The sequence below is a fragment of the Sphingobacterium sp. UBA7855 genome, assembly GCA_002500745.1.
Lineage (GTDB): Bacteria > Bacteroidota > Bacteroidia > Sphingobacteriales > Sphingobacteriaceae > Sphingobacterium.
This window is the reverse complement of record DLST01000018.1, coordinates 12,615-33,395: the sequence shown is the minus strand read 5'-3', so window position 1 is coordinate 33,395 and position 20,781 is coordinate 12,615. Positions and strand designations below refer to the sequence as shown.

The following is a 20,781-nucleotide window of genomic DNA, read 5'->3' as shown; positions in this document are numbered from 1 at the left end:
TAATGAAGAAGTTGCAAAATAGAAACGTGAAGAAATATACTTTAGCAGCGCTTTTGATGGGCGTGGGATTGAATTCTTTTGCACAAGAAACAGGCAAGAAGAATGATCCTGAGAAACCAGTCACTATCGATTCTTTTGATGTTGTTCGTGATTATAAACCCATTCTTGCAGATGCTGTGAAAATTCGGCGCAGTCCGGATATGACCAATAAAAGGGAATACCAGCCCAAGTTGACCTACAACAATATTTTGGATAAGAAATTGGATATCAATACTGGATTGAAACAGTTAAATGTGCAGGAGATTCCTTTCGCACAACCGTTTGAGCATAGTAGCAACTATGTCAAGTTTGGTATCGGTAACTATAACAGTATCTTGGGCGAGGCCTATTTAGCTTCTGAACAGTATGAAAATACGCGATTCGGCTTATTTGCAAAGCATCTGAGCCAAAAGGGTAATATTGACGGACAGAAATTCAGTACACAAGATATTGGTGTTTTTGGCCGCCGGGTGTTGGATGCGGTAACAGTAAAGGGTACGCTTGGTTACAATCGTTATGGTACAAATTTCTATGGTCAAACTTTCGATCAATCGGGAACAACATTGTTAAATACAAGTCCAGATAAACAGACATTTACTGATATCTATTTAAATGGTGAACTATCAAGTAATGTAGATCCCAAAAATGAACAGGCAATAAGCTATTCGGCGAAAGTTGATGGCTATTTGTTTAAAGATGCCTACAAAGCCAAAGAAAACTCAATTGCATTGTCCGGTTATCTGAACAAGCGTTTAAGTGCATTTAATGTCGGTGCAAATGTGAGCGTGACGATGAACAACGTGAAAGATAGTGCTGAAGTAAAGAATCATTTAGCCGTAGTCAATCCGTATATTCGTTTTAAAGGCGATAATTATAACGTTACCTTGGGGGCAAATTTAACTTCCGAATTTGGTGATAACTCACGGTTCAATATTTTTCCTTCAGTAGAAGCTGATTTTGCTTTGGCACCTGAATATATCTCTTTGTTTGCCGGAATTAATGGGGGCGTAAAGCAAGCTTCTTTCCGCAGCTTTGCGAAAGAAAATCCTTATTTGGCCCCGAACGCTAAAATGATAAACTCTATTGAGAAAATGAACATTTATGCGGGATTAAAAGGAAATGCAGGAGCAACTTTTGGTTATAAAGTAAAGGTATTTTACAAACAGATCGAGGGCTTGCCTTTATTTAAAAATAGTGCATTTGGCGATACCCAAAATGGTTATGTTCCTTGGGCATTCGATGTCGTTTATGATGGCGTGATCAATAAGGCGAAGCATATGGGATTTGAAGGTGAAATTAATGTACGCCTTTCACAACTGGTTAATCTAGGAGGTAGGGTGTATATCGACGATTATAATTTGAGCGATGAAGAGGAAGCGTGGGGATTGCCAAAATTCCGCATGCAGGCCAATGCGCGTTTCAATATCTCTGATAAGCTTTTCGTAGATGCTGAACTTTCTACTCAAGGTAACACGTATGCATATATCTATGATTATAATACAGATGGCAGCCGTATTACCGACAGTGGTCATAAGGCAACAATCGCTTCGTTCGCTGATCTTAATGCAGGTGCAGAATATCGGGTCAAAAAGCAATTTGGTATTTTCGTCAAAGCAAATAATATCTTTGGAAAAGAATACGAACGTTATATGTATTACCCACGATTGGGCTTCAATGTAATTGGTGGTCTTAATTATTCGTTTTAACGAATTAAGATTATAAATTTGCATCTTAAAATAGTGCGCAATGAATCTAGGCAAAAACATCAATAGTTTATTAAAACGTTATGCGGAAGTATACGTGCCGGGAATAGGTGTGTTCAAACGAATTCATTCTCCGGCTCAGTTCGATAAACAGCATAATGTATTTTTGCCGCCAATTTCCTATGTCGAACTTGACTATTCTGCGCAGCATGGATTTAATATTGTTCATTATATTCAGCAACAGGAGAATTTGGGCCTAAGTCAGGCGCAGCAGATTTTATCGGATGCTGTTGATAGTATGAGAGCTGATTTGGGTCAGTTTGGACAGGCTAAACTGGATGATCTTGGCCTATTGATTAGTTACGGTTCAAGCTTAGTATTTAAACCTTTGGACCTATCGGGTTTCGACTTCCAACCGGTAACGAATCTTGTGTCACCAGAGATTGAAACAGTTGTTTCTCCTTTGGAAGGCGAAAATGAGCATGCGGAACCAGTTTTGGAAGAAGGACTTGTCGTCGTAGAAGTCGCTTCTCAAGAGGAGCTTGTTGAAGACTCTATTCCAGATAGGCCTGATGAAGATGAAACGGTGGTGGTTGAAGAAGTTATCGAAGACGAAGCTGAAGCGGCAGATGAACTGGAAGCGGTAAAGAGTACGGTTGCTGATGAGCCTGCACAGGTAACTGGATTAACAAGCAATCGCACCGATGATGTCGAAATCGAAGGATCTTCGGTAACGGAGGACAAAGATCAGCAGTCTGAACTTGTGAATGCACCTATGGTGGCTGATAACAGTCAATCTATTACTCCAAAAGCAGAAACAGATTCAAGCAAGGAAATAGGTGCTATAGCGACGGCTAATGCCAGCTCGACATATCCACCAAATATCTATGAAGAGGAGCCACGAAATTCAAATGCGGTCTGGTATTGGATGACTGGAATTATTGTGCTCGCCATGGTTGCGGTAGCGGTCGTTTACACTAATCCAGCGTTGAAAGATTCGTTATTTGGCTCTAAAAAGGCTGTTATACCAACCGCAGATACACTTGCTCAAAAGCGGCCGATTATAGCTGCTGATACCATGACTAATAGCGCACAAGCAGATAGTTTAAGCAATGTCGATTCGTTGGCTAAGCTTCAAGTGAAAGATTCTGTTGAAAATACAGCAATTGTACCATCGAGTAATGGAACGGCCAAACCGACGGCTTTGGACGCAAACCCGGTGATCAAAGAGTCTATCCCCGTGGCACAGCCAAGATATCAGGTTGTTATTGGATCTGCAAAAACTATGGTAAGTGCCGAACAAGAGGCACAGCGTTTGCGGGCAATGGGCTATAAGACAGCACGCGCCGTTGAAGGCAAGAATAAAAAGGATAGAAAGAAAATTATCTTAAATACTTATATGACTAACCAGGAGGCTCAGCTAGCAAAAAAATCGGTGGTTAATAAGATTAAGGATGCTTGGGTAGATCCCTTGTAGAAGTTGAAACTATATAAAACTATTAATAATTATGTCATTAGTACAGGATACAGCAACAGCTGCTGTGGATTCATTTAATCAAGCTGCGCAACAACCGTTACCTGCCGCCGCAAGTACAGAAAACATGAGTTTGATCGATATGATGATCAAAGGGGGATGGATTATGATTCCAATCCTATTGTTGTTTTTTATTGGATTGGTAATATTTTTTGAACGTTATCTAACCATCCGTCGTGCCGCAAAATATGATAATAGCTTAATGTCGCAGGTAAAAGCGAATGTACTGTCTGGAAATCTGGATTCTGCCTTAGCGGTGTGTCGCTCAAGTAACTCTGCATTGGGACGTATGTTGCAAAAAGGTTTATTGCGTGTAGGTAGACCGATCAAAGATATTGAAGGTGCCATCGAAAATGTAGGTAAGCTGGAAGTTGCCAAATTGGAGAAAAACATTAATATCTTGGGTATCATTGCCGGTATTGCTCCAATGTTGGGCTTCGTGGGTACGATTTTTGGGGTAATTAAGATTTTCCATGAGGTTGAATTAGCAGGTGGTATTGATATTGCTTCTGTTTCAGGAGGTTTATATGTGAAAATGGTGTCATCTGCATCCGGTCTTGCCGTTGGTATCTTAGCTTACTTGGGTTACCATATTTTAAATATGATGGTCGAGCGTTTAATTTTGCGTATGGAAACGGATGCAGTAGAATTTATTGATTTATTGGATGAACCAGGAAGATAATGAATTTACGAAGTAGAAAAAATAAACCATCTGCAGAGGTTCATACTTCAGCGCTGAATGATATCATGTTTTTCTTGATGTTGTTCTTCCTGTTGGCCTCAGCAGTGTCTAATCCTCAAGTTGTCAAGCTCTTGTTGCCAAAGTCCAGCGCAGGAGAGCAGTCTGTTGCTAAAAAGACCGTTACGGTTTCGATTACCAAAGATTTAGGTTATTTTATTGACAAAACTCCAGTTCCTATAGAAGGGTTGGAAGCTGCAATCCAATCACAAATGGCTGCCGGAGAAGAGTTGACAATTATGCTTTACGTCGATAATACGGTTCCTATCCAAAATGTTATTTCTGTAATGGATGTCGCGAATCGATTGAAGATTAAAGTGGTATTGGCAACAGAACCAAAAAAAGATAAATAGGAACAATTAAACTTTTTTTGTTTAATGGTCAGCTATTAATATAGGAGATTAATGCGATGAGATATCATCTTCAACATGAAGAAAATAATTTCCCTAAGGCATTGGGGATATCGACTTTGGTCATGGCATCGTTGCTTTTGATTGGTTTTTTTGTGGTGTTTAAGGCGGAAGAACCTCCTATGATAGGTATGGGAGGGCTTATTGTCAACTATGGTACCTCTCCAGAGGGCATGGGTGATGACTATATGAGTGTCGAAGAGCCTTCCGTAGATCCGAACGCCAATAATGAGCGTCCGGACCGTATCGATCCTGTGGAAACTCCAACACCGACCCCAACCCAACAGGTTGCTGAGAAGGCAGTCGTCACGCAAGATCTGGAAGATGCTCCTGCGGTTACAAAGACGGAGAAAAAGGTGGTGTCGAAAGCACCAGAAACAACCAAAGAAGTCAAAGAGGTGGCTCCACAGGCGAATGCTAAAGCACTTTTTAAAGGCAATAAAAATAACGGTACTGGAGCAGGTGATGGCACAGGAACAACACCGGGTAATCAAGGTTCCAAATTAGGGGATCCCTTGGCAAGTAATTATGGCGAAGGCGGATCTGGAAACGGCAATATGATGTTATCCATTGAAAACCGCAGCTTCACCCAGAGACCAAGTATCGACGACAATGGACAGCAGGCGGGAAAGGTTGCTGTAGAGTTCAGAGTCAACAAGCAGGGAGTTATAACGTATGCGCGTGCTGGTGTGAAGGGAACCACAATTACTGATCCTTCCCTATTGGAAAAATGTGAGCGTGCTGTTAGAGGTGCTCGGTTGAATCAATTGCCGAATGCGCCAGACTCGCAGACAGGACGGATTGTATTCAATTTTAGATTAAGATAAAAATCATTCCCATGAATGCTTATAATGAGGCAATCGAGTATCTGTATACTCGATTGCCTATGTTTACAAGGGATGGCGCCTCAGCCTTCAAAAAAGACCTTGACAATACCATCAAACTTTGCGCTGCTTTGGACAACCCACAGCGAAAATTCAAAACATTACATATTGCCGGTACAAACGGAAAAGGATCCACCTCCCATATGTTGGCCGCTATTTTGGCCGAAGCAGGATATAAGACAGGTCTCTATACTTCACCACATTTACTGGATTTCAGAGAACGTATTCGTGTCAATGGTCAGTTATGTGAGAAAGAATTTGTTGTTGATTTTGTCAGTACCCATCGCGAGCTTATAGAAGAAGTCAGTCCATCGTTTTTCGAAATTACTGTAGCCATGGCTTTTGATTATTTCGAGAAGAATAAGGTTGATATCGCTGTCATTGAAGTCGGCCTTGGTGGGCGTTTGGACAGCACCAATATTATTCAGCCTTTGCTGTCGGTAATTACCAATATCGGTTTTGATCACATGAATCTTCTTGGTAATACACTGGCGGAAATTGCTGCTGAGAAGGCGGGAATTATCAAAAGAAATACACCTGTCGTTATTTCGGAATATGCTGAAGAGACAGCTGCTGTATTTTTGGATAAGGCAGCGCTTGAACGTGCACCGATCCAATTTGCTTCTGACAAGTATGCGACACAAATGATGGGCGTGGACCAAGATTATTTGACGGTACAAGCGACAGATACTGCGGGTCATTCAGTAGACTACCAACTGGATCTAAAAGGTTCCTATCAGGTCAAGAATCTCGCTGGCGTCCTCTTAGCTGTGGATGAATTGCGTAAACAGGGCTTTGCGATCAGTGATCATCACGTTCATGAAGCCTTGAAGAAAGTACAAACGACCACAGGGATCCAAGGACGTTGGCAACAATTGTCTAAAGAACCTTTTGTTATCTGTGATACGGGACACAACGAAGACGGAATTCATGAAGTGTTGAAAAACCTGGCGTCTACAAACTATGATAAGCTTCACTTTGTCATTGGGGCGATGCGCGATAAGGACTTAACACATATGCTCCCTCATTTGCCCAAAGACGCAACTTATTATTTCTCTGCTCCGGATATGCCGCGTGCACTGCCAGCTAGTGAATTACGTAAAGAGGCTCTTGGATTTGGATTAAATGGGCTGGACTTTCCGAGTGTCACGGCCGCATTTGATGCAGCAAAAAATGCTTATCAGCAGGGCAATCTTATTTTTGTGGGTGGAAGTAATTTTGTGGTTGCGGAAGTGCTTGCTGGTCTGCCCACTGAACAATAAGAATTGACATTGTAGCGAAATCTATGCTTTGGAAATACATAGATCAAAAAAGACTTATCGAGTGATAAGTCTTTTTTGATCTATTGTCATTTATCCTTAGTCATTTACAGTCAATTCACCGCGGATATCCTTTTCAATCCAATAGGCGACTTCTTTTTGATCTTCTAACTCACCTTGAAGATACATCAATTTAGTTACTGCCGCTTCAAATGTAAGGTCGTAGCCATTGAGCACGCCGATAGATTTAAGTCCTTGTGAAGTCTCATAACGACCTAATTCGACCGATCCAACTTTACATTGAGAAATATTCAGGATGTTTTTACCCTGCTCAATCGCTTCCTTCAGTAAATCCAGAAACCACGTGTCAGTGGTGGTATTTCCTGAACCAAATGTTTCCATCACAATGGAGCGGACATCGGAGTTTAATACCGCTTTGATTGTTTCCGCAGATATTCCGGGGAATAGTTTCAATACCGCGACCCTATTATCGAGTTTTGTATGCAAGATAAATTCTTTATTAATATTGTTCAATAAAGCATCTGTATTGTATTTGAGGTGAATACCGGCTTCCACTAATACGGGATAGTTTGGCGATCTAAAGGCTTCAAATTTGGCCGAATTATATTTAAATGAGCGATTGCCACGGAATAATTTATTGTCGAAAAGAATACATACCTCCTGTATGATAGATACGCCATCTTGTTTTGCCGAAGCGATTTCAAGGGCGGTCATCATATTTTCTCGGGCATCTGTTCGGATTTCGCCAATAGGCAGCTGGGAACCCGATAATATAACCGGTTTTTGGAGTCCTTCCAACATAAAGCTCAGTACGGAGGCCGTAAAAGCCATTGTATCGGAACCGTGTAGAATAACAAAACCGTCGTAATTCGCATAGTTATCCTTAATAATTTGTGCCATTTCAATCCATATTTCAGGCTTCATGTTGGATGAATCGATAATAGGTTCGAAAGAGTGCACGGTCAGCTTATAGTCTAAGCGACTTAAATCAGGGAGATTACGTTTGATCAATTCAAAGTCGAAAGGAACGAATGTTCCTGTTTCATCTTTAACCATTCCAATGGTCCCACCTGTGTAGATAATAAAGATATTATGCATTGAGTTTTGAAATTATATACCAAATATACGTTTTGAATTTTCTGTTGTGATTTCGGCGACCTTCTCGACGGAAATCTGATGCAGATCAGCTACTTTTTGAGCGACGTAAACCAAATAGCTGCTCTCATTTTCTTTACCGCGGAAAGGGACAGGTGCCAGATAGGGTGCATCGGTCTCAAGAACGATATGCTTCAAGTCGATTTCTTTAACGACTTGATCTAAGCCCGCTTTTTTAAAGGTAACGACCCCGCCAATACCAAGGGCGAACCCTAAATCGATCGCCTGATGGGCCTGCTCCAGGCTGCCCGTAAAGCAGTGCAGAACGCCAAACAGTCTGTCGTCGTGGAGTTCTTCCAATAATTCGAACAATTCAGTAAAGGCTTCCCGACAATGGATATCGATTGGTAAATTTAATTCTTTAGCCCATTGAACCTGAGTTCGAAAGGCATCCTTTTGAATTTCAAGCGTGCTTTTATCCCAATAAAGATCCAGCCCAATCTCACCTATGGCATGGACTTTGTTTGTTTCCAAGCTCTTTCGGATGGTTTCTAACTCTTCCACATAGTTTTTCTTTACGTCGCAGGGATGTAATCCAAGCATGGGAAAACAATGTTCTGGATAAGCTGCTACGGTATCAAATACAGGTTTTATGGAAGCGCTATTCACATTCGGCAAAAAAAGACGTTGGATATCATTATCAAAGCAACGTTGGAGATTTTCTTGCAGTTTTGTCGTTCCTGCATGGTAATAAATGTGTGTATGTGTATCTGTAAGCAACATAGTTTTCTGCGTGGCGGCAGCGGTTAGGGTAAAACTTGTTTTTATTATTATCGAATAAAGTAGTACGCTTAATTACCAAAATTTCAATTCGATCTCCAAAGATAACTTATTAATTAGCAAAAATGAAAAATAATAGTGGATAACTGCTCAAACATTGGATTCCATTTTTTGCTTCTTCGAAAAAGCGATTTTTTGGTGGGTGCTATGGGTACATGAATGCCTCATTGATGCATGTTATTCGCGTTGGCAAGAATATTGAATAAAAAGAGTTAGCAGTCAAACATACCGTTAGATTTATTGTTAAACAGATAAGCGAGGCGGTTATTGTCCTAATTTTATAAGAGTTAATGGATCATATGATGAATAAGAAGTTAAGCCTGGGTTTATTGACTTTGGCATCGGTTCTGTTTTTAAACAAACTACATGCGCAATCCTGGATTGACCCGTCGGTAAAAGATATTATTCAAAAAGCTTTTCAGACGAATAAAGAGTTGAAATTGAAGGCCTACGAAGTTGATAAAGCACGTTTGGAAGCCGAGGGTGTAAAAGCAAATCGGCTGCCCCATATCTCCGCACTCGGATTATACGGTTATGTTCATAGCAATGGGAGCGTTGATATTCCGACGGTTAATATTCCATTACTAAACTTAGGCTTGTTTGAAGGAGCAACGGGATTTAGCCTACATGGCCAAGCTGCTTATGCAGGCGTGTCTGTGAAGCAGATTATTTTCTCGGGGCTGCAGATTCCGAATGGAATAAAAGCATTGCAGGAGAAAGCTGTTGCCCAACAGTACCTGGAATCAGCGAGCCGGGAAACACTTTCAAAAGATATTATTGCTTCTTTCGATCAACTGATGTTGTTGGATGAAGTTGATAAATTGATCGTGGATTCCGAAAAGCGATTAAAGAAAGAGCAAGAAAAGGTGAATAAAGCGATTCAAAATGGCCTTGCAATACCTTATGATCGCGATAAACTGAAATTGGCATTGTTGGAGCTGGAGGAAAAAAAAGTGGAGCTTTCGGGCAACCGCGACCTGTTGTGTCAAAAGCTTGCACAGGAAACCGGAATCTCTTCTCAGAAAGTTGGTGGGATCCATTATATACCCAAACCTATATTTTTGTCGGAGCTCCCCGCCGATGTTGAGCAGCGATCTGAGCTCAAAGCACTGGATGCTTCATCCAAAGCTTACGAGTACGTGTACAAAAAAGAAAAAGGAGGGGCGCTTCCTGCGGTCTTTGCCTTTGGTTCTGCAAACTATCTGAATGTATTCAATTCCAAGCTAACTGTTAAAGACCAATCCCTATTGGGTACAGTCAATTTACCGCTCAATTCCATTAAGGGGACTCCCAACTTAATAGTTGGTGTGGGCGTCAAATGGGATCTCTACACGGGCGGCGAGCATCTGAATAAGATTAGGCAAGTTAAACTCGATCAACATATCAATACGACCAAACGGGAAGATACACAGGAAAAGTTAACGCTATTATTGAGTAAGAATACCGTCACTTACACAACCGGCAATGAAAAGCTGAAGGTTGGCGAACAGCAATTAAAAGTCGCTGAAAATAATCTTTCTATGGCGGTGAAGCAGTATCAAGCTGGATTGATAGATGTTACAGCATTATTGGCTGCCGAAAACGATTGGTACAAGGTCAATTTAGGCTATTTTAATAATGTGTTGCAGCAACGTACTGCAGCAGTGGAGTTATTACATACATCAGGAAAATTATTACAAACCATACATGAGTAAGATGAAGAATTTATATGGGATATTATTGCTGTTTTTCCTAGTTTCTTGTGCAAATCAAGACAGAGAGAAGCCTATTGAAGGGAAAGTGGAGCGTGAGCAGGTGACGGTTGTGACAAAGGTTCCGGGGAAAATTGCGAAGCTTCTGGTTGAAGAGGGTGACTTTGTGCATGCGGGTGATACCTTGGCTATTTTGAGTATTCCCGAGGTAGATGCGAAAGAAGAGCAGGCAAAGGGAGCGCTGCAGTCTGCTGACGCTCAATATAATATGGCAGTCAAAGGTGCTACAAAAGGGCAATTGACACAACTTCAGGCAAAAGTAGATGGTCTTAAGGAACAATATGAATTTGCGAAAAAATCAATAGGTAGGCTGGAGGCCCTTTTGCAGGACAGCCTGATTCCGCAGCAAAAGTACGACGAGACCTACGCCAAATATCAGGGGGCCAAAAATCAATATCTCGCTGCTCAGGCTGAACTTGCTGAAGCTCAAGAGGGAGCTAGAAAAGAACAGCAGCTTATGGCTTTGGGACAGAAGGAACGTGCGCTCGGAGCGGTGTCTGAAGTGAAGGTTGCTGCGGGGGAAAAATATATCATTGCCCCACAAGATATGAGCGTGGAGACCATTAATCTGAAAGTTGGTGAACTGGCGATGGCAGGTTATCCGATTATTAATGGCTTTCTTGATCATTCAACCTATTTTAGGTTCACATTGCCTGAAAACCAAATTGGAAGATTTCAAAAAGGTGCTGCTGTAGAAGTGGAAATCCCTTATTTGAACCACAAAATAGTTAAAGCGAAAGTGATCAGTATTAAGGCGTTAAATTCGTATGCGAGCATAGCCTCTGCCTATCCCGATTTTGATCCGCAACAGGCTGTATTTGAGCTAAAGGTTGTTCCTGAGGATAGTGCTGGCGCTAAAGATTTATTAACCAAAACGCTTGTGGTTCTCCATGCGAATTAAAGGGTTTGAATGTGAAAAAATTTATAGAACTAATCCAACGGGAGTTTAAACTTTTCTTCAATAACAAAGTGCTGCTGATGCTTTTTCTCGGTGCGCCAGTTTTGTACGGTATCTTGGTGGGTCATGTCTATCAACAGGGCAAAGTGACGGAGATGCCGATCATTGTTGTCGATGAAGATAATAGTCCCTTAAGCAGTTCCTTCATTGATATGCTTTCCGATAATGAGAGTATTGAAGTTGCCCGTGTATTACCGTCCTTATTTGATTCAAAAGATATTGCTATGCAATATGAGGCAACTACGATTGTACATATTCCCAAGGGTTTTGCTTCTGGAGTACAGCAAGGCAGGTTGCCCGAAATGACTGTTTTTGTTGATGGAGCTAATACATTGACCTCCAACACGGCGATGATGGCGGTGAATGTTTGCGCTTCAACACTTAAAGCGGGAATCCAAATTCAGGCGCAGATGAAACGAGGTGTTCCTGCCAAAATCGCTGCTCAACAATATGAACCTTTTAAAACAACCTTTGTGAAGCAAAATATTCGAAGCGGCAATTACCTCTATTTTATGCTGCCGGGGGTTTTAATTACGGTCTTGCAACAGGTATTGCTCCTTGGCTTGGCTTTGTCTTTTTCGTCAGAGTTTGAAGGTAACACGTTTCCGGATCTTGTGCGTAAAATCGGTAATCCTATCGGACTTATTCTTGTAAAGATTTTTCCATATATATTGATGTCTGTCGGTATTCTGGTTTTATATTGGGGTTTTGGCCAATATTACCGTATGCCTTTACAAGCTGATTTTGGCCGATTTGTGTTGTGTACATTTGTGTTTTTACTCGCTGTGTGTTTTATTGGTGTGCTGGTTAGTATATTACTGCCATCGCAGCTGAAATCGACAGAGGTCCTTATGGTGATTGCAACACCCGCTTTTATTCTGAGTGGATTTACCTGGCCATCCAGCCTGATGCCAGAATGGGTGCAGGCGATTGCCAATGTTATTCCGTCTACACATTATCTCCGGATCTTTAGATTGCTATTTATACAGCATGCGGAAAATTACCACACCAATAAAGCACTTGTTTCATTGACCATCATTATGATCATTAGCTTTACGTTGGCTGTAGTTATCCTATGGATGAAAATAAGGAAGATTAAAAGGACGATTAAATCATAAAAATCTTGTACAACAAAAAAGCGGTTTCAACTTAATGAAACCGCTTTTTTGTTGTATTAAAATATACTGTTAAATTACTTTTTCGTTGCTGGAGCTGTTGTAGCTGGAGCAGTCGTTCCTGTAGGTGCTACCATACCAGGAGTTGTTGCTGTAGGTGCTGGAACTTTTCCAGGTTTGATATCCAATACTTCTACTTCAAATACTAAAGGAGCGTATGGAGGAATTATACCAGAAGGGCGATCGCCGTAAGCCAAAGATGAAGGGATTACTAAAGTTGCTTTCGTTCCTTTGTTAAACAATTGAAAAGCTTCAGTCCAACCTGGGATTACTCCGTCAACACCTAATTGGAATTTTAATGCTTCGTAAGGACGTTGTGCATTGAAGATTTTCTCTTTTTTAGCTACATCAGGAAGGTTTGTATCAAATACTTTTCCAGTGGTCAATGAACCTACGTAGTTTACATGGACAGAATCACCTACTTTAGCATTTGCGCCTGTTCCGGGTTTCGTAATTACATATTGAAGACCTGAAGCTGTTTTGGTTGTTTTCAAGTTTTTATCCTTGATGTATTTTTCCAATTTTGCAGGCTCTGCAGTTTTATGCTTGTTCAATTCTTCTTCAAAGTATTTCTGAACTTGTTCACCCAATTGTTGATCGGTCAACTTTCCTTTTTTGAAATGTTTTTTGACCTTTATCGAGTAAATGATGAATTTATCCGCGAATTCTGGTTTTGGTTGGTGTGTTTTAGCAGCCATAGAATCCAAGTTGATTTTGAAAACCAAGCTATCGCCTTCACCTACGTATTTGAATAAACCTGTAGGGTCACCTGGGTTTTTTGCAATAATACTATCTGGATATAATTGAACGATCTGAGGGACTCCCATGTCATAGGTACTCTGCATTGTAGAATCTCTGTCCGTTTTCACAACCATGTCAAGTGCTAATAAATCGCCCGATACCGCTTTTTCTTTTGCATTATCATCTACGATTTTATACTCAAGACCGCCTTCAGCCTTTTTGAATTTTTGGCATGACGTCATCAAAAGACCGGCAGCCGCGAAAAATAGAATTGCTTTCTTCATTTTCTAATGTATGTTACTATATCTTATTTTGTTAATATTTCTTTATAATTTGGTAAAATCGATCTGAATTTGGTAACCACCGCTTCTAAGCTTTCTTTTGAATTACCACCTGAAGCATTAAGATGCCCACCCCCATTAAAATACAATTTACAGATCTCATTGCAAGGAACTTCTCCAATCGAACGCAAAGATAGTTTAATTTGTTCATTTCTGTCAATAATTAAAGCTGCCAATCGAATTCCTTTAATAGAGAGTGCATAGTTGACCAATCCTTCCGTATCACCTGTGATTACTTCGAACTGAGTGAGGTCCGTTTTTGTCACATGGATAATAGCCGTATTATATTCATGGATGACTTCCAATCTATTAAGCAAGCAGAATCCTAAGAATTTCAGACGGCTTTCAGAGGAACTATTGTAAATCTCTTCGTGTATCGCCCAGTTTTGCGCACCACAATCGATGAGGGTTGCTATAATACGGTGGATTTCGGCTGTGGTAGAACGAAAGCGGAATGAACCGGTGTCGGTCATAATGCCCGTGTAAAGACAGGTGGCCATGTCTGCACTGATATGTTCCGAATCTTCCATCTCATGGGTTAGGAAGCGATAGATCAATTGTGCTGTAGCTGCTGCAGATGGATCCCAAAAGGCATAGTCTTCAAATCCTTCTGGATCTAAATGATGATCAATCATGCATTTGATTCCTTTCGCTTGGCGAATGGGATCGGCCATGTCGTGAATACGCGCAAGGCCATTAAAATCTAAGCAGAAAATGAATTCAGCCGCATCAATCTGTTGATTGTGCAGATTCATATCCTGCGTATAAATTTGTACATTTTCTAAGCCTGGCAACCAATCCAAAAAGGCAGGAAAGTCTGAAGGCACAATCAGATTTACGTGGTGTCCTTTTGCGACCAACCAAAAATATAACCCTAACGATGAGCCTAATGCGTCTCCATCTGGTTTGTAGTGCGTTGTAATTACAATACGTTTTGGTTTAGCCAATAATTCTTTTAATTCTTCTGATTTTAGCATAGTTATATTAAGTCTGCAAACCTACTATAAAAAAATTAGATTAGACAAATTTTTTATAAAGATCTTTTCACACCTTATTGCATTTGAGGGTTATTTTAAAAAATTGATTTCCAGTGTTTTAAAACTTATATACATAGACTTTAAAATCGCGCTTCATACAGATTAGATAATTGGCATTGTCGCCATAGTTAATTGGTCCATAATAGAACTTCGAGAAGCCTTCTACCGGGAATCCCTCCTGAACCAAACCATCAGACCCAAAAACATAAATCATGCGGTTGTCAGTACCAACCCCTATGATGTCAGATTTTCCTATTCGTTTAAAAAACAAAGGTCTATTACTGCCATCTTCGATAAATTTATATTCAAAGTAGGAAGAAGAGTCTCGTGCGCTATATGCATTCAGCTTGTTTTTGGACAGTATGACAAAATCTCTGTCAGCACCACCGCTAATATCTTCGAAATTAAAGAAAGCATCTCTGCTCCATTCGCCTAATTTAATTTTTTTTGCATCACCCTCAAATGGTACTTTGAAAATACTGCCTTTATTGTCTGCTAAATAAATGAAAGAATTTTTTTCATCGGATGCAGCCATTAAGCCAATTGGATTTTTGACACTTTCCCCATCCGTATCCAACGTCTTTTTACGGATAATTTTACCGTTTTGATCAAAGAAATAGACCGAAGCCGTGCTTGTACCTGCAATGATGTAATTTGTCTGGCCCAAGGTGGTGGTTTTTAAATCAAATAAAATCCGGCCATCCACAGAATTGTTTTCAAAGCCGTCTACTTTTTTACCATCCAGGGTATACGCAAGAATGCGGTCTGTTGCTGGAATGTAAATGCATTGTTCTTTATTGAAGTTAGCGAGTGTGGCTCCGTAGGTTGCCTTCGCCGGTAGTTCAACCGAAAAACCGGTCATACTTTTCCCATCGGGCATAAAGCGGTACAATCGGTTTTTTGTTACAGCGATAATACTGAGATCCTGTAACTGTATAGGTTCGCCCAAAATTTCACCTTGAAAAAGGTTTTGCCACAGTTCTTTTCCATCCGGAGAGAAGGCGTGTACGGTATGATCTTGTTCTTGAATCAGGATAAATTTGTTCTTTCCATCTTGATCGAAAATCCAAGGCTTATTAATAATCCGGCTTTCGAGCTGCACCGTCCACTCAGGTTTGCCCCCCAATCGCGTATCGCTTTTAAAGAGGGCGTATAAACTGGAGGAAAATGAGCCTTGATTGCCGCTGAGCTGATAGGACCACGAATAAAAATTCTGAAAGCCATATTCCTCCTCATCTCTAAAATTCTTTGCAAACTCGGTTTTTAAGTTACTCAAAATAGTGCTCTTACCCGCTTTAGGTTCTAAATAAAATGTCACATTACTACGACTGTTCTGTAATGCTGCATGATTTTTGAAAATCGCCGTTCCCGACAGAAATTGCTTCTCCTGGAAAGATTCGCGATAGTCTCTCAAGATCCCTGTTCGGCTGGCTATCACCATAATATTGTCAACAACGGTGAAATAGGGGCGGTTAAAACTCTTGAACGGTTCACCAAAGAGTGCATATAAAAGATTCGAATATTTAAATTGATAGATCGAATCGCCAACAGCAGTACTGAATTTTTTGAGGTTATCTGCAAATTGTGTCGAATCTGAAATACTGATCAAACCGATAGCATCCTGGTTGTCCAATTCTGCAAGCGCAAATTCATCATTGAATATGGGTGCGATGATACTGTCAAATGATACTTGACTGTCGTCTTCAAAGTTTTTTATGCTCTTTGCTAATCGACTGTCTTCTTTTTGTTGTACAAATAAAGCTTTCAATCCACTGCGAAAACTATGCGGATCTGAAATGCTAAAGTCGATATAAGATGCTGCATTTTTAGGAAGATAATTACCCAATGCCTGCACCTGAGCGGTCTGTGTAGCAAATAACTGTAGGTAGCTATTTTTGCTGTCCGTAAGTGCAGTTTCACCTTTAAAGATAAATGCATCCTTTTTGAAATTCATGTTCCAGGACGTTTGGCCCTTCAGCGAATCGATTAAGTTGAGATAAGTGCCAAATTTGGATTTCATCAATATTCGAGCAATTTGCGACAATTGTTCATTGAAAAAATAGAGACTAAGTGGCGTGTTTTTATTGTTATGGTTTACGAAGAACTCGATTTGTTTGGTACTTATTTTCTTAACCTGTTTATCAAAGATCTGGGAAAGTACCTGTTTGGAGTAGCTGGCGAAAATGATTTCGTGGGAATAAGCGCAATAAAGTGTACTATCCTTGCTGCCTTGATTAAGCCCATAAAATCGTTGCCCTAAGGTGTCAAAAGGTTGTATTTTGTAGTTTTTACCGACGTTTCCAAGCAATGATGCCAGCGAGTTATTATCAATGCTTTGACCAACCTGAACGCTGTATAACGGAGTAATTTGGTCTTTTTCCTGGTGAAAAGAGAGTAAGATTTGCTGCCCCGCTACAAGAGGCGCTAACTGTTCACTACGTAATAATTCGTCTTTAAGACGCTCCAGGTTGCCAAAATTGCGTTGACCTATAATGGCTTTAAAGAGCTCATAGTCATTGAAGATCGTATCTACAGTCTGATCATTGGCAAAGGAAGCAATAGCTAATGTATTTTCGGGAAGGTATTGTAAGGCTTTAGAATCTTGTTTGTTATTTTTATTAAAATCTCCGAAAAGGTAGATCGTGGCCGCGATGACCGCGATGAATAATATCACAGTGATGATGATTGTTTTTTTCATCCTTTTTATTTTTTTCTATGGCTGATAAATTGACTTATATCGTTGCTAACTTAACGTCGATATGATTAATGTAAATTTCATCAGAACAAATATGTATGAGTATGCTATTTCCGCAGGCAATAGCGTACGTTAAACTCGAATTTTAATGGCGATGAAGCATTCATGAAGCCAATGTTTCTCATGGAGATAAAATCATTGTACGTCTTTCAATAACCCATTGAGCAGCATAATGCTCATGAAGACCCATACGTAGAAACAAACCTAATAAAAATATATGGGAAGAGATAGAAAATCGTGCCTATAATGCGCCTTTGTAATATAAATTTAACAAAAAATTCCTTATTTTGATCGGTTTTTAATACATTTATCGCTAGAAACTCATTTTCAGCATTCAAATAACATAATGAATAAGAAAATCATTTTAGCCGCTTCTTTGTTGGGAGCGTTAGCTGTAATATTAGGTGCCTTTGGTGCTCATGGTCTAGAAGGAAAGGTAAGTACATATCATATTGAAACTTGGAAAACGGCCAATCAGTATCATTTCTATCATACCTTTGCTTTGTTATTTTTATCCACTTTTTCAAGGGCCAAGACGTATTCGATTAAAGTATCGTTTATTGCTTTTCTCATTGGTATTCTATTTTTTTCAGGATCCTTGTATATTTTGAGTATACGAGCAATAACTGGTTTTGGTAATCCATCGATTTTGGGCCCTATTACACCTTTAGGAGGTCTTTCGTTTATCATCGGTTGGGTAGCGTTATTTATTGCGGCACTGAAGAACAAGTCATAATTTCATGTGCTAATTGCATCACTCGATACAGATCGATTCGTGTATCTAAAATATAAGGAGCCTTCCCGGATAGATTTGGGGAAGGCTCTTTTAGGTTATAGTTACATTATGAATGTATTAGTTTTTTGTTTTGATTTCGCTTATACGACAGTGTTAAGCGATGTAGGTTTTGATCATCGCTAGAGTTGTTCGATCTCTTTTCGTGAAGGTTTTTTTGTACTTTTATACCATAATTAGAATTTATGTCCAATCCACAATCTACGATTTTTAGTGAAAGAGATACGCTGTTTGTTGATGTGGTCTTACCACTAGCGTTAGCAAGAACATATACCTATCGTATTCCGGCCGACTGGAACGATCGTGTGCAGCTAGGAGTACGGGTCATTGTGCAATTTGGAAGAAATAAGATCTATTCAGCCCTTGTTAAGTCAATAAGCCGGGAAGCACCAAAGCACTATGAAGCAAAATATATTTTGGACATTCTCGATGAAAATCCGATCGTCAATTTGGCGCAGTTTAAACTTTGGGATTGGCTTGCCGATTATTATATGTGTAGCTTGGGTGAAGTGATGCAGGCGGCGCTCCCAGCAGCATTGAAGTTGGCCAGTGAGACCAAAGTGGTTCCTTCGATTGCTGATGAGTTTGATCGTTCTACGCTCTCAGATAAGGAATATCTTATTATTGAAGCACTGGAGGTGGCTGGCGAACTTAAGGTGAATGATATTGTGAAATTGCTGGGGCAGAAAACTGTTTTTCCTATTTTAAAGCAATTATTTGACAAGGGAATAGTATTGATTTCTGAAGAGATTACCGAGCGATATAAGCCTAAGACCAAAGCATTTTTACGTTTGGCTCCTGATTTTAAAAATGAAGATGCTAAAAGAGCGCTACTGGATAGTCTAAACCGCGCGCCAAAACAGCAAGATGCCGTATTGGCGTTTATGCAACTTGTTAAAAAAACGGAGGAGATTACGCGGCCGATGTTAACCGAGGCCTCCGGCTGCGGCAACGGCGCTATTACAGCTTTGATTGACAAAGGCGTTTTTGAAATTAAAGAGAAGGTTGTCTCTCGGTTTCAGGGGGAAGATATCGAATTGGATGCCAATTTTCAATTTAATGAAAATCAGCAACGCGCTTATGATGAAATCAAGAAGTCATTTGAGGATAAGGAAGTGACGCTGTTGCATGGTGTTACCGCTTCAGGAAAAACACAGCTTTATATAAGGCTGATAGAACAGGCGATAGCTGCGGGAAAATCAGCCCTCTATCTACTGCCCGAGATTGCGCTGACAGCGCAGATTACGGCGCGCTTAAAGTTGCATTTTGGCGATAAACTGGGGGTGTATCACTCCAAATTTAATGATAATGAACGTGCCGAGGTATGGCATAAAGTGATGAAAAATGAGTTCCAGGTGGTCATTGGAGCACGTTCGTCAGTTTTTCTCCCCTTTCAGGATTTAGGGATTATCATCGTTGATGAAGAGCACGAAAGCTCCTATAAACAGTTTGATCCAGCCCCACGTTACCATGCTCGGGATACCGCCATTTATCTAGGCTTTCTGCATCAGACCAAGGTACTTTTAGGATCAGCCACACCTTCTTTGGAAAGTTATTATAATGCCAAAGCGAAGAAGTACGGTTTTGTGCAACTGCTGGAACGATACGGTAATGCGCAGTTACCAACTATTGAGCTGGTAAATATCCCCGAAGAAGGGAGAAAAGAAAATATGTTTTCCTATTTTTCAGGTACCTTGCTCAAGGCCATTGAAGAAGCTGTAAAGAATAAGGAGCAGATTATTTTATTTCAAAATAGACGTGGACATACGACCATGATCCAATGTAATACCTGTGGATTTGTCGCAAAATGTGTCAACTGTGATGTCAGCTTAACCTATCATAAGAGTTCCAATATGATGCACTGTCATTATTGCGGTCATGTTGAACCACCATTGCGGGTATGTCCAGCCTGCGGGATGCCACATATCGAAAGCAAAGGATTCGGTACAGAACGGGTGGAGGAGGAGCTTGAGCTTATGATGCCGGAAATTCGAATCGGCCGTTTGGATCTGGATTCCACAAAAGGCAAATATGGATTTGATAAAATTATCACAGCCTTTGATGAGCATGAATTCGACGTCCTTATTGGAACGCAAATGGTAGCTAAAGGACTCGATTTTGGAAGGGTAAGTCTGATTGGTGTTATCAACGCGGATACCATTATCAACTTTCCTGATTTTCGTTCCTATGAACGTGCTTTTTCACTGTTTTCACAAGTTGCAGGCCGGGCTGGTCGTCGTGAAGCTGGAGGCCGGGTGATTATCCAAAGTTATACAACCAAACATAGAGTGCTTGAGCAGGTTGTCAATAACGATTATGACGATATGTTTATGACTGAAATTACAGAACGAAAAAATTATCTTTATCCACCTTTTTACCGCCTCATCCGAATTGATATTAAACATGCTGATTTTCAGAAATGCTATGATTCGGCCAATCGTTTTGCTTCAGCATTGCGCCAGCAGCTGGGAGCGAGGGTATTAGGGCCGGAACCACCATTGGTTTCGCGGGTGCGCAATAATTTTATCCAGACCATCACCTTAAAGATAGAACGTACAAATATTAGTATTGCAAAGGTCAAGGAATTGATCCGTTCGGTTCTGCTGGATTTTGAAATAGATAAAAGCAATACGGGCGTACGTGTTCAGGTCGATGTGGATCCCTATTAGAGCCAGCTATTGCCCGTATAGGTTTTAAAGATTGGCG

Annotated in this window: 16 protein-coding genes; 11 read left to right on the top strand and 5 right to left on the bottom strand. The window is 40.5% G+C overall.

The window, feature by feature from the left end:
- Positions 1-2: 2 nt before the first annotated feature.
- Genes B2107_RS16585 through B2107_RS16560 form a run of 6 tightly spaced genes read left to right on the top strand, consistent with a single transcriptional unit; the run spans position 3 to position 6,571 of the window.
- A complete protein-coding gene (locus B2107_RS16585) occupies positions 3-1,745 on the top strand; it encodes a TonB-dependent receptor (protein ID WP_293956771.1) in 1,743 nt (580 codons plus the stop codon).
- 40 nt (positions 1,746-1,785) lie between these two features.
- Positions 1,786-3,219 (top strand): hypothetical protein, encoded by a 1,434-nt coding sequence (locus tag B2107_RS16580; protein WP_293956770.1) that lies wholly within the window; start codon positions 1,786-1,788, stop codon positions 3,217-3,219.
- Positions 3,220-3,250: 31 nt separating this feature from the next.
- The gene (locus B2107_RS16575; RefSeq protein WP_209580578.1) at positions 3,251-3,958 is read left to right on the top strand and encodes a MotA/TolQ/ExbB proton channel family protein; all 708 of its coding nucleotides are present in this window, start codon (positions 3,251-3,253) and stop codon (positions 3,956-3,958) included.
- Complete coding sequence (locus tag B2107_RS16570) at positions 3,958-4,368, top strand: ExbD/TolR family protein (protein WP_293956769.1); 411 nt, start codon at positions 3,958-3,960, stop codon at positions 4,366-4,368. Before B2107_RS16575 ends, B2107_RS16570 begins: the two co-directional genes overlap by 1 nt.
- Positions 4,369-4,424: 56 nt before the next feature.
- Complete coding sequence (locus B2107_RS16565) at positions 4,425-5,252, top strand: energy transducer TonB (RefSeq protein WP_293956767.1); 828 nt, start codon at positions 4,425-4,427, stop codon at positions 5,250-5,252.
- Positions 5,253-5,263: 11 nt separating this feature from the next.
- Positions 5,264-6,571: a bifunctional folylpolyglutamate synthase/dihydrofolate synthase gene (locus tag B2107_RS16560; RefSeq protein WP_293956766.1), complete on the top strand. Its 1,308-nt coding sequence runs from the start codon at positions 5,264-5,266 to the stop codon at positions 6,569-6,571.
- Positions 6,572-6,667: 96 nt separating this feature from the next.
- Here B2107_RS16560 and B2107_RS16555 read toward each other — a convergent pair whose 3' ends face one another.
- Positions 6,668-7,687, bottom strand: a complete 1,020-nt coding sequence (locus tag B2107_RS16555) for an asparaginase (RefSeq protein WP_293956764.1) — start codon at positions 7,685-7,687, stop codon at positions 6,668-6,670.
- A gap of 12 nt (positions 7,688-7,699) precedes the next feature.
- Complete coding sequence (locus tag B2107_RS16550; protein WP_293956763.1) at positions 7,700-8,467, bottom strand: TatD family hydrolase; 768 nt, start codon at positions 8,465-8,467, stop codon at positions 7,700-7,702.
- Positions 8,468-8,823: 356 nt separating this feature from the next.
- Between B2107_RS16550 and B2107_RS16545 the strand changes: the two genes are divergently transcribed.
- From B2107_RS16545 to B2107_RS16535, 3 genes are read left to right on the top strand one after another with little or no spacing between them, the layout of a single operon-like run.
- Positions 8,824-10,218 carry a TolC family protein gene (locus B2107_RS16545; protein WP_293956762.1) on the top strand — a complete coding sequence of 465 codons (1,395 nt, stop codon included), beginning with the start codon at positions 8,824-8,826 and terminating at the stop codon, positions 10,216-10,218.
- A 1-nt stretch (position 10,219) separates the two neighbouring features.
- Positions 10,220-11,176: an HlyD family secretion protein gene (locus B2107_RS16540; RefSeq protein ID WP_293956761.1), complete on the top strand. Its 957-nt coding sequence runs from the start codon at positions 10,220-10,222 to the stop codon at positions 11,174-11,176.
- Positions 11,177-11,187: 11 nt separating this feature from the next.
- Positions 11,188-12,351, top strand: coding sequence for an ABC transporter permease (locus B2107_RS16535; RefSeq protein WP_293956760.1), 1,164 nt, complete (start codon positions 11,188-11,190; stop codon positions 12,349-12,351).
- 74 nt (positions 12,352-12,425) lie between these two features.
- Here B2107_RS16535 and B2107_RS16530 read toward each other — a convergent pair whose 3' ends face one another.
- From B2107_RS16530 to B2107_RS16520, 3 genes are all read right to left on the bottom strand, one after another.
- Entirely contained in the window at positions 12,426-13,433 is a 1,008-nt protein-coding gene (locus B2107_RS16530; RefSeq protein WP_293956759.1) for an FKBP-type peptidyl-prolyl cis-trans isomerase, read from the bottom strand.
- Positions 13,434-13,456: 23 nt separating this feature from the next.
- The gene (locus B2107_RS16525; RefSeq protein ID WP_293956758.1) at positions 13,457-14,467 is read right to left on the bottom strand and encodes a DHH family phosphoesterase; all 1,011 of its coding nucleotides are present in this window, start codon (positions 14,465-14,467) and stop codon (positions 13,457-13,459) included.
- A gap of 118 nt (positions 14,468-14,585) precedes the next feature.
- Complete coding sequence (locus B2107_RS16520) at positions 14,586-17,225, bottom strand: hypothetical protein (protein ID WP_293956756.1); 2,640 nt, start codon at positions 17,223-17,225, stop codon at positions 14,586-14,588.
- Positions 17,226-17,628: 403 nt separating this feature from the next.
- On the opposite strand from B2107_RS16520, the gene B2107_RS16515 reads away from it, so the two are divergent.
- Positions 17,629-18,018 carry a DUF423 domain-containing protein gene (locus B2107_RS16515; RefSeq protein WP_293956755.1) on the top strand — a complete coding sequence of 130 codons (390 nt, stop codon included), beginning with the start codon at positions 17,629-17,631 and terminating at the stop codon, positions 18,016-18,018.
- A gap of 242 nt (positions 18,019-18,260) precedes the next feature.
- Positions 18,261-20,744: a replication restart helicase PriA gene (gene priA / locus B2107_RS16510; RefSeq protein ID WP_293956754.1), complete on the top strand. Its 2,484-nt coding sequence runs from the start codon at positions 18,261-18,263 to the stop codon at positions 20,742-20,744.
- Positions 20,745-20,781: the final 37 nt, after the last annotated feature.

Coding starts and splice junctions, on each gene's coding strand:
- B2107_RS16585 (WP_293956771.1), top strand. CDS start 3: ATGAAGAAGTTGCAAAATAGAAACGTGAAGAAATATACTTTAGCAGCG.
- B2107_RS16580 (WP_293956770.1), top strand. CDS start 1,786: ATGAATCTAGGCAAAAACATCAATAGTTTATTAAAACGTTATGCGGAA.
- B2107_RS16575 (WP_209580578.1), top strand. CDS start 3,251: ATGTCATTAGTACAGGATACAGCAACAGCTGCTGTGGATTCATTTAAT.
- B2107_RS16570 (WP_293956769.1), top strand. CDS start 3,958: ATGAATTTACGAAGTAGAAAAAATAAACCATCTGCAGAGGTTCATACT.
- B2107_RS16565 (WP_293956767.1), top strand. CDS start 4,425: ATGAGATATCATCTTCAACATGAAGAAAATAATTTCCCTAAGGCATTG.
- B2107_RS16560 (WP_293956766.1), top strand. CDS start 5,264: ATGAATGCTTATAATGAGGCAATCGAGTATCTGTATACTCGATTGCCT.
- B2107_RS16555 (WP_293956764.1), bottom strand. CDS start 7,687: ATGCATAATATCTTTATTATCTACACAGGTGGGACCATTGGAATGGTT.
- B2107_RS16550 (WP_293956763.1), bottom strand. CDS start 8,467: ATGTTGCTTACAGATACACATACACACATTTATTACCATGCAGGAACG.
- B2107_RS16545 (WP_293956762.1), top strand. CDS start 8,824: ATGATGAATAAGAAGTTAAGCCTGGGTTTATTGACTTTGGCATCGGTT.
- B2107_RS16540 (WP_293956761.1), top strand. CDS start 10,220: ATGAAGAATTTATATGGGATATTATTGCTGTTTTTCCTAGTTTCTTGT.
- B2107_RS16530 (WP_293956759.1), bottom strand. CDS start 13,433: ATGAAGAAAGCAATTCTATTTTTCGCGGCTGCCGGTCTTTTGATGACG.
- B2107_RS16525 (WP_293956758.1), bottom strand. CDS start 14,467: ATGCTAAAATCAGAAGAATTAAAAGAATTATTGGCTAAACCAAAACGT.
- B2107_RS16520 (WP_293956756.1), bottom strand. CDS start 17,225: ATGAAAAAAACAATCATCATCACTGTGATATTATTCATCGCGGTCATC.
- B2107_RS16515 (WP_293956755.1), top strand. CDS start 17,629: ATGAATAAGAAAATCATTTTAGCCGCTTCTTTGTTGGGAGCGTTAGCT.
- priA (WP_293956754.1), top strand. CDS start 18,261: ATGTCCAATCCACAATCTACGATTTTTAGTGAAAGAGATACGCTGTTT.